Consider the following 13064-nt stretch of genomic DNA (forward strand, 5'->3'; position numbering starts at 1 on the left):
TTGTTTGATGGTGATTAAAGTAAACATTCTGGAGCCTGGGCTATGACAGATACACTACCACCAGCCGCCGCAAAACCCGGGGTTTTGTCGCTGGCGATTCGCGAAAAAGCAGCCTTATTCGCCGCTTACATGCCTTTTGTCAAAGGCGGCGGTTTGTTTATTCCGACCAGCAAGCCGTTTAAAATGGGCGAAGAGGTTTTTATGCTGCTGACCTTGCTCAATGATCCGAATAAGCTCAAAGTCGTCGGTAAAGTGATCTGGATTACGCCGCAGGCAGCCAATAACAAGCCGCAGGGCATCGGAATCCAGTTTACTGATAAAGATGGTGGTGCCGAGGCGAAGAAACGCATAGAAGCGATTCTTGGCGCTGCGCTTAAATCCAGCCGTCCTTCAAATACGATATAGCGCCTATTGAATCGCGCTGAATTTAGTCTTGGTTGAAAAACATGTTAGTTGATTCGCATTGCCACCTTAATTTCCCTGAACTGGTCCAGAATATGGACCAGGTGCTTGAGAGCATGCGCAGCCATCAGGTTGGCCATGCCCTGTGTGTGTCAGTGACGCTGGACAAGTTTCCCGAAGTGCTGGCGATTGCCGAGCAGTATCCCAATATTTACGCCTCAGTCGGCGTACATCCTGATTACGAGGATATCCAGGAGCCCACCGTAGATGGCCTGGTCAGCTTGGCTGATCATGACCGCGTGGTTGCCATTGGTGAAACCGGCCTGGATTATTTCCGCCTGACTGGTGATCTGGAGTGGCAGCGCGAGCGTTTCCGTACCCATATCCGCGCCGCCAAATCCACTGGTAAACCGCTGATTATCCATACCCGCAATGCTGCCGAAGATACCCTGCGCATCATGCAAGAGGAGGGTGCAGCTGAGGTTGGCGGTGTCATGCATTGTTTTACCGAAAGCTGGGAAGTGGCACAGGCGGCGATCGCCATGGGCTTTTATATCTCGTTTTCGGGTATTGTCACATTCAAAAATGCGCAAGCCCTCAAAGTGGTGGCGCAAAAAGTGCCGTTAGACAGAGTACTGGTCGAGACTGATTCTCCCTACCTCGCGCCTATCCCTTTCCGTGGCAAAACCAACCAGCCGGCGTATGTGCGTCATGTGGCCGAGGAAGTCGCCCGTTTGCGTGATGTGCCATTACAGCAGGTGATTGATGCGACGACGGTTAATTTTTTCACCCTGTTCAAACACGCGCAGCCATGCAATTAACTATTCTAGGCGTAGGCTCCAGCGCGGGGACGCCTGCCGTCGGCTGTACGTGTGCGACGTGTACCTCAACAGATGCCCGCAATAAACGTACGCGTTGCTCCAGCATGGTCACGCTGGATGATGGCCGCGTCATCCTCATCGACACCTCACCGGATTTACGCCAACAAGCGTTGCGGGAAAACATGCACCGCGTGGATGCGGTGTTATATACCCACACACATGCGGACCACCTGCATGGTATTGATGACCTGCGCGCGTTTTGCCAGATCAACCGCTGCCAGATTCCGCTGTATAGCTACCCGGAGTCGATCGCACATATACAGGAAAAATTTGGCTATACCTTACGTGATCCTATTCCACAATATTGGGACTTGCCTGTGTTAGCCGCACATGTGGTCGAAGCGCCGTTTGAAGCAGCCGGACAAACGATTACGCCTATCCCGGTCATGCATGGCAAGATTCGCATTTACGCCTACCGGATTGCTAACCTGGTGTATATGACCGATGTGTCGGAGATTCCGGAAAGCTCTTATGCATTGTTGCAGGGCGTGGACATATTGCTCATTGATTGTTTGCGCGAAAAACCGCATCCGACCCATGTCAGTGTCGAGCAATCGCTGGCACTGATCGCGCGTATAGGGGCCAAGCGTAATGTATTAATACACATGACGCACGAGCTGGAATACCAGGCTTTACAGGCGCGTGTACCAGCCAATGTGCAAGTGGGTTATGACGGCTTGAAACTTGATTTCTAATGCCTGCGCCCATGGTGTGATATGCCGCCAGCGCACGATAACGGTCAACCGGTATTGATGATAAAGCGTTATACTTACACAAAAAAATAATTTGCTATTTTGATTTTGGATAACAGGAATTAAACATGAAGTTATACGCAAGAATTTCAGCGGTGATGGTTGCCACCTCATTACTGTTTGCAGCCACGGCCGCGTTTGCTGGCAAAACCTATGATGAAAACGAATTTATCAGCGGCTTTAGCGGCAAATCAAAAAAACTGGTCATAGAAAAGCTGGGACAGCCGTTTAAAAAGCAGCAATCAGTCAAGCCAAGCAATGCCAATAATATGATAGGCAACATGGGCAAACAACAAGATAACTCCAAGCCAGTGCAGGTTGAAATGTGGTACTACAAAAACCTGGTGAAATATGATGACAAAAACACTTATAAAGAAACTGAAGTGACTTTTGTCAATGACCGCGTAATGAATATCGGTTTTTTCAATAACCGTTAATTTGGGCTTGTGTTGAAAAAGCTGTGTAGTGATACACAGCTTTTTTTGTGCCTTATTTTCATTTTGATGATTTTTCGTTTCCACAAAAACTGTGGATAACACGGTGGATTGCATCTTGGTAGAAACGATAAGTTTATGATTTTATGCGTTTTTAGCCAAGTGTACGTTTTTTGAACTTCGAGCAGGGACGCGGCTCGCAATGGGTGTTTCTCCCATTTTGTCAACGCAGTACGCATGTTTTTTCTAGGGTTTCTAGGGCACACGCTGAAAGCCGACAACTCTGGCAGTCGCTGCCATTTTACTGTCGGCTATTCAGGTGCTTGGTGCCATGATGCGTGTTGCTTGATCACAAAACAGCCTACTTGATGCTAGTGTGGGTGTTCTCCCGGGTGAAATATCAAAATCAGTGCAGGCAGTAACACCAGGTTAACGACCATCGCCGCCAGCAAGCCGCAAAATACCACCACGGCTAAAGGGTGCTCGATTTCATATCCTGACACCGGGCCTTTTAAAATGATAGGCAATAAGGCCATGGTCGTTGCCAGGGTGGTCATGCTGATGGCACGGAAACGGTCTGACACTGCGTTGAGTAATAAACGCGGCGTGGTGATACCGTCAGTCAGCCGCAGTTGCTGATAACGTGAAATCAGTAAAATACCATTGCGTGCGGCAATGCCCATGACGGCGATCAGGCCGATCATGGCGCCCAGTGACATGACGCCGCCAATGAACCAAATACCGATCAAGCCGCCAGCGACTGCGACCGGTAACACGGCGAACAATAGCGCGGTGAGGCGCATGGATTTCAGGCTCATCCATATCAGCAAAAAGACCACCAGCAAGGCTAATAAGGTGTATATCACTAATGTCAGGGTGGCCGTTTTTTGCTCGGTATATTCCCCCATGAATTTGACGTAATTGCCCTCGGGCAGCTTGAGTCGGTTGATGCGGGCCTCAACTTCTTTCGCCACGCTACCGATATCGTTCCCTGCGACGTTGGCTGAAATGTCAATTTTTCTGGAAGCCCCTTCGCGTTTAATCTCATTCGGCGTGGCTTGCACATAGACTTCTGCCACATCGGCCAGGGTGATGACGGCACCGGCCGGGCTCTGGATGGCTATTTGCCGGAGCGCCTGCACGCTATCTTGTGCCGGACTATCACCGATCAGGCGTACATTAAAGCGAGCCTGGCCAACCGTCACTTCGCCCTGTACCTGTCCTTGCGTCATCAAGGCGAGCGCTTGCTTGATATCTGCTTCAGTCACGCCATAATGATCTGCGGCGGTGTTTTTGAGGCGGACATGAATGCGCGGAATCAGGACTTGGGATTCCACCTTGAGGTCGGTCAGGCCATTAATATCGGCGATGGTTTGCCGGATCTGCTCAGCCTCTTCACGCAGGCTATCCAGGTCATCACCAAACAGCCGAATGACAATACTGGCACTGTTGCCCGACATCACCTCCTTGGTGCGTTCTTTCAGGTAAGTTTGTACATCGGTAAAAATGCCACTGTAACCGGCAATCGCCTGGTTAATTTTCTGCATGGTGTCTGCATAGTTGACCGTTGGCGAGATACTGACCCAAAGCTCGCCAAAGTTAGGGCCAACCACTTCATCGGCAACTTCAGCGCGCCCAATGTGCGCCCCCAGGTTGCGTACGCCATCAATCTGCATCAGTTCATGGCTGGCGCGTAAACTCATGGTTTTCATCTCGGTAATCGAGGTACCGGGGCGCGCCACAAAGTGCATCAGGAAGTCGGTTTCTTTAAAGGCTGGCAGAAACTCTGTGCCTAAAAAGGGCAGGGTAGCCAGTGTGCCAAACAAAAACAGGCAGGCGCTGGCAAGCACCATTTTGGGTTTCGCTAAACGACTTGCCAGCCACTGCTCCATCCGGTGTGGCAAGCGTAATGCGTGCTCCGTTTGCGGTGGCATCTGCTTTAAAAAACAATAGGCTAGTACCGGTGTCACGATCAGTGCGACTAGTAATGAGGCAGAAATAGCCAGTAAATAGCCATAGGCCAGTGGTTTGAAAAATGCACCAGCGACGCCCTGTAAAAAGAACACCGGAATAAAGACTGACATCACAATCAGCGTGGCATAAATCACCGAGCCACGGACTTCATAGGACGCCTGCGCAATCACTTTGATCAGGGGCTTGGGTTGCAGTTGTTGCTGATTTAGCGCCATGGCCCGCAGGATGTTTTCCAGATCGATAATCGAGTCATCCACTACTTCGCCCAGGGCAATCACCAGCCCGGCCAGCACCATGGTATTGATGCTGACATTGAGCCAGGTCAGCAGCAGCATAGCGGTGACTAAAGATAAGGGGATGGCCACCAGGCTAATGATGGCGGCCCTTGGTTTACGCAAGAAGAGGAATAAAATGATGGCTACCAGGCCAATGCCAAGCACCAATGCCTGATTCAGGTGATGCAGTGCCTGTTCAATAAACGTGGCGGGCCTGAAGATGGCGGCATCGACATTGACGCCATGTAGTGCCGGTGTCAACTCAGTCAGCGCCTGATCTATTTGCCGTGTCACGCTCAGAGTATTGGCATCAGGGTGTTTTTCTACAATCAGCAACAAACCGTCGCCCTGGTTAATCACGGCATCGCCAATCGGTAGTGCATGTGCCCAGTCCACCTCGGCAACCTGGCCCAGTTTGACCGGGATGCCATTGCTCAGTCCGACGGTCATTTGCAGGTAATCTTCTTTATCTAGCGTTGGCCTGTCGTATGCCACGGCCAACCGTTGCTGTGCAGTATCCAGGTAGCCGCCACTGTCCGGGCGGATGGCTGAGGCCAGGCGCTGGCTGACCTGCGTCGCAGTGAGTTGGTGCTGCGTCAGTTTGACCGGATTAAAACGTACATGCAGTTCCTGGTCACGCAAGCCCCAAATGGCCACATTGGCAACGCCAGGAATGGCCATCAGGCGCGGGCGCACGGTCCATAAAGCTTTGGTGCTGAGTTCGGCGATGTTGTATTGCGTACTGCTCAAGCCAATTTTCAATACGCGTGACATGGAGGATAAAGGGGACAGCATGACCGGCGGTTTGACGATGGCAGGCAAGCGTTGCGCAGCCAGCAGCAGTCTTTCCTGTACCGCCTGCCTGGCTTCGGCCAGCGAAGTACCTTGTTCAAACAGCATGACGACGGAGGATAAGCCGAGCACCGATTTTGAACGCAAGGTTTTCATATGCGGAATGCCATTCATGGCATGCTCAATCGGAATAGAAACCAGTTGCTCAGTCTCAACACTGGAAAGCCCCGGTGCCTCCGTCTGGATTTCGACTTTGACAGGCGCAAATTCTGGAAAAACATCCATAGGCGTATTGGGGATGGTTTTAAAGCCTGCCAGCATCAGCAGCACAGCTAGCACAATAACCAGGTAGCGCGCCTGGATGGCGCGCATGGTGAATCTTTTTAACATAGTGTATCCCGTTGTATTTAGTGGGTATAACCGGTTTCTACGGCAAACAGTTCCTGTGCGCCCTGCGTGACGACCGCCTTGCCGACCAGGCGTTGATCAGCCAATAAACAGCCTTGTTTGCCGGACTGGGTGACAAACACCAGTTGGCGGGCAAAGTGTGTTTCATCCTGCTGCACGTATAACCAGGTGTTGCCATTCATATCGACAATGGTGGACGAGCAAGGCACGCTGAGGCGTGTTTGTGCCTGTCCACGTTGTGGAATCTGCACGGTCAGTCGCTGCATGGGCACAATGTCACCTTGAGATTGCAGCGTATATAGCAGCTTGCGGGTCCCGGTCAGCGGGTCTGCTTCTTGCGGGCTGACCACCGGTTTCAGTGCATAGTCAGCAGATACTCCGGCGCTACCCGCCAGGCACGCCTCTGCATTGAGGTTTAACTGGCCTGCTTGCGCATAGGGGACATAGGCGGTGACCCATAAACGTCCGGGTTGCACAATGTCGACCAGCTTGGCACCGGCAACCAGGAGCTGGCCGGCACTGAAGTAAATGTTGCTGATGATGCCATCATTGGCCGCCTTAATATGATATGTACCCGCCGAGCCTTGCTCTACCGCTTGTTTTAACAGGTCGCGCTTTTGTGTGGCAGTGCGCAGACTAGTCTCTGCCATCGCGACATTCGCCTGTGCGTCATCTACAGCCCTCTGGCTGCCGACATGCTGTTGCCAGAGTTGCCGGGTACGACCCAGGGTTAACAGATGTGCCGACAATTGTTTATCTGCAGCCTGCAATTGTCCTTCTGCATCTGCCAGGCTGGTCATCAGGCCTAAGCGGGTTTCCGGGGTCACTACCGGGTTGATCGTCAACAAAATTTGCCCGGCTTTCACTTGGCTGCCGACCTGTAAATGCTTGCCTGGCGTAAAAGTTACATAGCCATTCATGGGGGTGCTGTAAGCTGCCAGGGCTTCGGGAGCCAAACTGGCTTGTGCCGGGTAGTTGCGTATGCCGGTCTGGCGTGACACGGTGGCTTGCGTGGTCGTCAGTCCCAGTTTTTTAATGGCTTCTGCCGACAGGGTGACCTGGTTTAACTGGCTTTCAGCGATCGTGGTCTGTTGAGGCTTGCCTGTGTCAGCGGCCATGACCGGGCTGACCGCGCCAGCATCCAGGAACGCCATCAGTATGAGCAGGGGAAGGGGCTTGTGTAGGTGAAACAACTGTCTGTGAAGCAAGCGCTGAGTAATCTGCATGAAGAGTGACTTTCTATAGGGAATCAGGGGCGTGTGGCGGCATGGCTGGTACTGCGCATCAAGTCTGACCAATTGCTGATCAGGTCGGCCTTTAATTGTGTTTCGCGCAATTGCAGGCTGATAAAGCGTTTACTGCTTTCCAGCACATTTAAATAGGCAATCTCGCCATCGCGGTAGGCACTTTCTGCGTACTGTATGGTTTGCCGCGCATTAGGTTGTAGTTGCGTATGCAATTGCTGCCACTCCTGGCAATCGCGCTGGTACTTCAGGTGCGCTGTGTTGATTTCCAGTGACGCTTTGAGTTTGACCGCCTCGGCATCTTGCTGGGCCTTTGCAAGTTCGGCATCGGCGCGTTGAATTTGGCCCTGGTTCTGGTTGAATAACGGCAAGTTCATGCGGATGGCCGGGGCAAGCACATGGCCATTGGTTTGGCCGCTGGTTGCATCTGCAATGACTGATGGGCCTAACCAGTTGAATTTGCTCAGGGTGTGCTTTTCTTTGGCCGCGGCCATCGTTGCTTCTGCGGCGAGGATGTCAGGGCGGCTATTCAGTGCCACGCTTTTAAGCTGCGCAATATCGACGGCCGAACAGGCTGGTATCAATTGCTCGCTGAGGGATAATGTCTTGTGTCCATCCATCCAGCCCAGCATATGCATGAGCTGGGTCTGTGCCAGTTGCGCATCCATATCGGCCAGTTGCAAATCCCTGGCTGCAAGCAGGGCTTCGTTTTGCGCCAGCAAGGTTTCTTGTGCGCTGATATCGCCTAATTGTTCACGTGTGTTGGTCAGGCTGGCGATGGTCTGGTTGAGTTGCAGTCCCTGCTTTAAGCGCTCGCGTTTTTCTGCTGCAATGACGGCCTGGGCATAGGCCACGCGGGTATCTCGAATCAGGGTAAAGCCGGATTGCATCAATTGGTACTGCGTGACTTGTGCCTGCGCCTGGGCTTGCTTGAGACGCATGGGGCGCAACAACAAGGCTTCAATCGGAAACTCGATTGCGTAACGATAAGGTTTGTTGGCGGCGCTAAAGGCATAAAAAAGTGATGGGTTAGCGATCTGGTTGGCTTGTTGTACGTCCGCATTTGACAGTTCCAGATCACTGAGCTGCGACTTGAAGGCCGGATTCTGTTTAAGTGCCAACAGCACGGCATCATACTCAGATAAGGTTGTTGCGTTGCCTGTTTGATCGTTGTTACGGTTGGCTTGCAGCGTTGAGTCTGCAGCGACGATGTTATCGACGACTTGCGCTGGCCGTATCGTCTGTGGCGTTTGGCAGGCAGCCAGTAGCAATGCGATACTCATGCTTGCTGCTTGCTTGAACTGATTGGGCATGGATAAATCCCTGTGAATGATGACAGGGTTGCATCTTGCCTGCGGTTTCTTAAGGCAAACTTAAGCGATTTTTTAAGAATCCCTTAAGCTAGCTTGGTTAGAATGGCAGTATTCAAAGAGAGGATGAGCCGTTGAAGTTATTGCTGGTAGAAGACGACCGCATGATCGCAGAAAGCCTGCAGCAGGCCATGCGGGCGCATGCGATTTACTGGGCGCCAGATGCTTTTCAGGCTGAAGCGGCATTGGCCGGTGAAACGTTTGATGCCATGTTGCTTGATCTTGGCCTGCCTGGAAAGTCTGGTATGGCCTTGTTGTCCGCTTTAAGAAAAGCAGGCAATGCACTGCCCGTGATCATTATTACCGCCAGGGATGCGATTGAACACCGCATTCAAGGCCTGGATGCTGGGGCTGATGATTATGTATTAAAGCCTTTTTCTGTCGAAGAGATTGAGGCCCGGTTACGCGCTATTTTCAGGCGTAAAGAGGAGCGGCACTCCAACCAGATACGGGTTAATGATGTGGTGCTGGATATTGCCAGTTATACCTTAACCATGGGCGATATCAGTCAGCGGCTTTCTAGCAAGACTTTTGCCATCATGCACGCGCTCATGTCACAGCCGGGAATGATTTTTTCAAAAACACAACTGGAAGAAAAACTGTATGGCTGGGGCGGAGAGGTCGACAGCAATGCCGTCGAAGTGCATGTGCATACCATACGCAAAAAATTTGGCGCAGAGATTATTCAAACCGTTCGTGGCATAGGCTACGCATTCCCTGGGCAAAAAACACCATGATGCGGTCGATTAGGGTCGAGCTGGCCGTCTACCTGTCGATTGCCATCGTGTGCATTATCGGTTTGCTGTCCTTTTTATCTTACCAGTCAACGGCGGACGAACTGGGTGAGCTTTATGATGCCAATTTACAGCATTTGGCCGAGACCATCATAGGCAGTGACCAACTAGCAAGCCTTGCGACGCGTTACGACCCAGCAAAACACAGTATTCCATCCAAAATGCGTGGCGAGCAGGATTACCTGATTCAACTACAGCAACAGGGAAAGGTGATTTACCAGTCGCACCAGCGTGCGTTTGATGTCGATACGGCACGGCTAGGGTTGTCCACGCAATGGGCAAATCAAAAGCGTTGGCAGGTATTTGTTGCCAAGCGTGGCGACACTATCTGTGTGGTCGCACAGGACTTTAAACTACGGCAACGTACCATCCGCGAAGTGGCTATCCACCTGATTATCCCGCAGTTGCTGATCGTGCCGTTTCTGATTTTGGGTGCGTTGCTGGTGATACGAAAAACCTTTAAACCATTGCTGGCGCTATCGTCTGAAATTGATATTAGACGCGCGGATCAACTGACGCCGCTTACCATCGCCCAGCCGCCTGATGAGCTGAAGCCGATTATTCAGGCGCTGAATGGCTGGATGCAAAGAGTGAGTAATGCCATTGCCATGCAGAAACGCTTCACCGGTGATGCAGCACATGAGCTCAGGACGCCGGTGACTGCGCTCAAGCTGCAAATCAGTGCCATGCAGCATGGCGACAAAGCTGAGTTAGATCATTGCCTGCAGCAAGCGCAGGGTGGGGTTGCACGTATGGAGCGTCTGGTACACCAGCTGCTCACGCTGGCGAAAGTGGATCCTGATGCCAGGCAACAAGAAATGCAGTCTGTGCATTTAAACCCTTTGGTGATCAAAGTATTGAATGATTTAGGTCCGTTATATCGCAAGAAACAACTGGATATTGGCTTCACGCGCGCCGACGAGGTGACCATGATGGGGCTGCCAGATGAAGTTGAAATCCTGCTCAATAATCTCATCGTCAATGCGATTCACTACACGCCTGTACATGGCGTGATTAATCTGTCACTCACGGCCTTAGCGGATGGATTACGATTTGAAGTAGAAGATAGTGGCCCGGGCATTGATCCGGATGCACTGGAAAAAGTATTTGATCGCTTTTATCGCGTAGAGCAATCCGAGATCATGGGCTCTGGCCTGGGCCTGGCAATCGTAAAGGAAATAGCTTTAAAGCATCAGGCTAGCGTTCGCCTCGAGAATAAACCATCCCAGAGCGGATTAATTGTCATCTTTGAATACCGGGTGCATTCATCACAGTAAGACATTAAATCTCCTTTAATTGATAAAAAATGTAAACATAAGGACAAACAAATGTTAATATTTGTATTGACGTTTGTTTTTATTTTTGTTTAGGAGAGTATTGATGATGAAGCATTCCCTGATTACCACAGCCATTTTATTCGCTTTTAGCCACGCTGCATCTGCTGCGCCAGTCGCTGTCAGCGCAGATGCCGCAGACGGCTATGGCATGTACCTGGATTTAAGCGCCCAGGTGACAGCAAAAGCCAATCTATTTCCAATCGGCTCTATCATCGTAGGCCAGGCAACCGTGGGCATTACAACACCGGTGGCGCTGGGCGATATCAGTGTCGCAAGCGCAGGCACGCCAATCCCAACGCAAACAAATTCAACCCTGAATCTAGGCCTGAGCACGAGTGGCGCTGGCAACGGTGTGTTATCAAGCTTGAACCCGATTTTGGCACTGCTGATGCCAACACAAGCGGGGTCTGCCACTTTTTCAGGTTCTGGGGCCTATCTTGAAAACAATCCTGTGCCTGGGTCAAATAGCGCTATCGGTACTGGGAGCGTAGAGAATCTGGATCTTCATGTGTCTAGCGCATTGGCGCTGAAAGCGGATTTAATCAGTTCAATATCCACCGTCACGGTGAATGAAAGCACTGGCTTGTTCACGGCAAACGGGGATAGCACTTTTACGGGCGCCAGTCTGAGCATTCTGGGGCATTCGATTGACCTGGCGGCGGCAGCCTCGGGGGGCGTTGATTTGGACCTGGGGCCGCTGGGGCATGCTTCCATCTGGGCCAATGAAAGTAAATACTGGGCAGATGGCGTGCTTGCCAGCAGTTGCAGTGCGGCCACATTTAGTTGCGCGGTGCAAACCAATGCCTTGAGCATTACGCTGGATGATATCGGTATCAACTCATTAGGCCTGTTAGGGACTGCGAGTCTTTCAGCCACCACCGATTTGTGCATTACGGTTGGGCATTCCTATGCGTCGCTGACAGTGACTCCGGTGCCAGAGGCTTCTTCATCTTTAATGATGATGCTCGGTTTAGGGGCGCTCATGGCACTTTCACGTCGCCGCGTGTAATTGACCTGATATAAGCTGGTGATATAAAAAGCCCCCTAAACTCAGGGGGCTTTTTGTTTTACCTGATATGTGAAGCACCAGGTGTTGGCTGTCAGCATTCAAGCGCTTATAAGCGCTTTTAATGACACGATCGTTGATTAGCCGTGGTCGTGGTTACTTGGCTGGCAGCTGCCGCATGGCGGTGGAGGCGGTGGTGTGCATGGGCTAGGTGCTGGTATGCATCCACCGTGATATCCAGGGTTGTACCATGAGATAGGGCCGTAATTGAGGCCGGGTTGATTGAAGTAACTAAAGACGCTGCCCATGATAAAAGGGCTATAGGCATAGCCTGGAAAAAATTGTGATCCGCCTGAAACCGTTTGTGTTTCAGATTGGGAAAGTTGATTGATGGCCATATTCTACCTTTCAAAAGTTAATATTCATTCGATCTGGCTTGCCAAATCATGCTTCAGACGTCAGTCTCAGTAACGTTAAAGTGATGGGCTTGGTGTGGGGGTATACCCTGGGTGATACCAGGAAATCGGGCGGTAATCGAGACCGGGTTGGTTGAAGTAACTAAAGACGCTACCCGTAATATAAGGGCTGGATGCATAACCTGGAAAAAACTCGGAGCCGCCAGAAATGCTTTGTGTTTCAGATTGGGAAAGTTGATTAATCGCCATATTAGATCTCTTTAAAAGTTAACATGAATTCAATCTGCTGGCAGTGGTGCTTGTTTCTCACTGACTGCCATTGCTGAGAGAATTACCTTTAAACGTCATTTTTACGCTCAGTTGAAACGCGTGGATGTCTGACGCACTACACTTCGTTACTTAATGGACGAAGTGTTAATTAATGTTAATTATAAACTTAAATTAAAACAAGTTAATTTTTAAGCGCTATTCACATTTAAGGTGATTACGACATGGCAAAGAGATATCAGTTTGATCAGCGTTAAGTAATGCTGAGACTTTTCATTAGGTCGGTGTGATGATTTACGCGCGAAGCAGAGATACAAAAGAAATGTTGCTGAGAATGCTGCAGACAAGTGTTGGGCAAGGATGGCTAAGCCATGGTTGTCACAAAACGACAAGTATTGCTAAGTACTATTTAAAAGCTAAGGAGGGGGCGTAACGTTGTTGCCGAAGAGCCTTAAAGTTTAATCTGACGCAAACATGAAAGATGTTAAACTGTGGCCATGGTGATTCAGAACGAAGCAAAAGCAATTATTCAAAAACGCAAAAAATTGAGTGCTTGGGAATCTGTATTTGGCGCAGCTTGTAAGCTGCTTGATGGTGCCCAGAAGAGGACTCGAACCTCCACGTCGTTAAACACTAGTACCTGAAACTAGCGCGTCTACCAATTTCGCCATCTGGGCTAAAGAAGCTGTGCATTTTAAAGGAAGAATAAATA

11 protein-coding genes and 1 tRNA gene are annotated in these 13064 nt (G+C 50.7%); 7 read left to right on the forward strand and 5 right to left on the reverse strand.

The window, feature by feature from the left end; translation table 11 throughout:
• Positions 1–42 precede the first annotated feature (42 nt).
• From OH31_RS13585 to OH31_RS13600, 4 genes are all read left to right on the forward strand, one after another.
• Complete coding sequence (locus OH31_RS13585; protein ID WP_024931155.1) at positions 43–405, forward strand: PilZ domain-containing protein; 363 nt, start codon at positions 43–45, stop codon at positions 403–405.
• A gap of 41 nt (positions 406–446) precedes the next feature.
• Positions 447–1223, forward strand: a complete 777-nt coding sequence (locus OH31_RS13590) for a TatD family hydrolase (RefSeq protein WP_024931156.1) — start codon at positions 447–449, stop codon at positions 1221–1223.
• Complete coding sequence (locus OH31_RS13595; RefSeq protein ID WP_024931157.1) at positions 1214–1978, forward strand: MBL fold metallo-hydrolase; 765 nt, start codon at positions 1214–1216, stop codon at positions 1976–1978. The genes OH31_RS13590 and OH31_RS13595 overlap by 10 nt, the downstream gene beginning before the upstream one ends.
• Before the next feature lie 125 nt (positions 1979–2103).
• Positions 2104–2472: a DUF2845 domain-containing protein gene (locus OH31_RS13600; RefSeq protein WP_024931158.1), complete on the forward strand. Its 369-nt coding sequence runs from the start codon at positions 2104–2106 to the stop codon at positions 2470–2472.
• Between the two features lie 368 nt (positions 2473–2840).
• Here OH31_RS13600 and OH31_RS13605 read toward each other — a convergent pair whose 3' ends face one another.
• From OH31_RS13605 to OH31_RS13615, 3 genes are all read right to left on the reverse strand, one after another.
• Positions 2841–5900 (reverse strand): efflux RND transporter permease subunit, encoded by a 3060-nt coding sequence (locus OH31_RS13605; RefSeq protein WP_024931159.1) that lies wholly within the window; start codon positions 5898–5900, stop codon positions 2841–2843.
• A 17-nt stretch (positions 5901–5917) separates the two neighbouring features.
• On the reverse strand, positions 5918–7072 hold the full coding sequence (locus OH31_RS13610; RefSeq protein WP_242402296.1) for an efflux RND transporter periplasmic adaptor subunit: 1155 nt from the start codon (positions 7070–7072) through the stop codon (positions 5918–5920).
• A 95-nt stretch (positions 7073–7167) separates the two neighbouring features.
• Positions 7168–8445, reverse strand: a complete 1278-nt coding sequence (locus tag OH31_RS13615; protein ID WP_242402297.1) for a TolC family protein — start codon at positions 8443–8445, stop codon at positions 7168–7170.
• 161 nt (positions 8446–8606) lie between these two features.
• Between OH31_RS13615 and OH31_RS13620 the strand changes: the two genes are divergently transcribed.
• From OH31_RS13620 to OH31_RS13630, 3 genes are all read left to right on the forward strand, one after another.
• Entirely contained in the window at positions 8607–9269 is a 663-nt protein-coding gene (locus tag OH31_RS13620) for a response regulator transcription factor (RefSeq protein ID WP_024931162.1), read from the forward strand.
• The gene (locus OH31_RS13625) at positions 9266–10603 is read left to right on the forward strand and encodes an ATP-binding protein (protein WP_242402298.1); all 1338 of its coding nucleotides are present in this window, start codon (positions 9266–9268) and stop codon (positions 10601–10603) included. The genes OH31_RS13620 and OH31_RS13625 overlap by 4 nt, the downstream gene beginning before the upstream one ends.
• A gap of 103 nt (positions 10604–10706) precedes the next feature.
• Positions 10707–11672, forward strand: coding sequence for a PEP-CTERM sorting domain-containing protein (locus tag OH31_RS13630; protein WP_024931164.1), 966 nt, complete (start codon positions 10707–10709; stop codon positions 11670–11672).
• A gap of 470 nt (positions 11673–12142) precedes the next feature.
• On the opposite strand, the gene OH31_RS15050 is transcribed toward OH31_RS13630, so the two are convergent.
• Positions 12143–12334 carry a hypothetical protein gene (locus OH31_RS15050; protein ID WP_148296220.1) on the reverse strand — a complete coding sequence of 64 codons (192 nt, stop codon included), beginning with the start codon at positions 12332–12334 and terminating at the stop codon, positions 12143–12145.
• Positions 12335–12944: 610 nt separating this feature from the next.
• Positions 12945–13029 (reverse strand) — tRNA-Leu (locus OH31_RS13635).
• Between the last annotated feature and the right edge of the window lie 35 nt (positions 13030–13064).

The organism is Methylophilus sp. OH31, assembly GCF_000576615.1.
Classification (GTDB): Bacteria; Pseudomonadota; Gammaproteobacteria; order Burkholderiales; family Methylophilaceae; genus Methylophilus.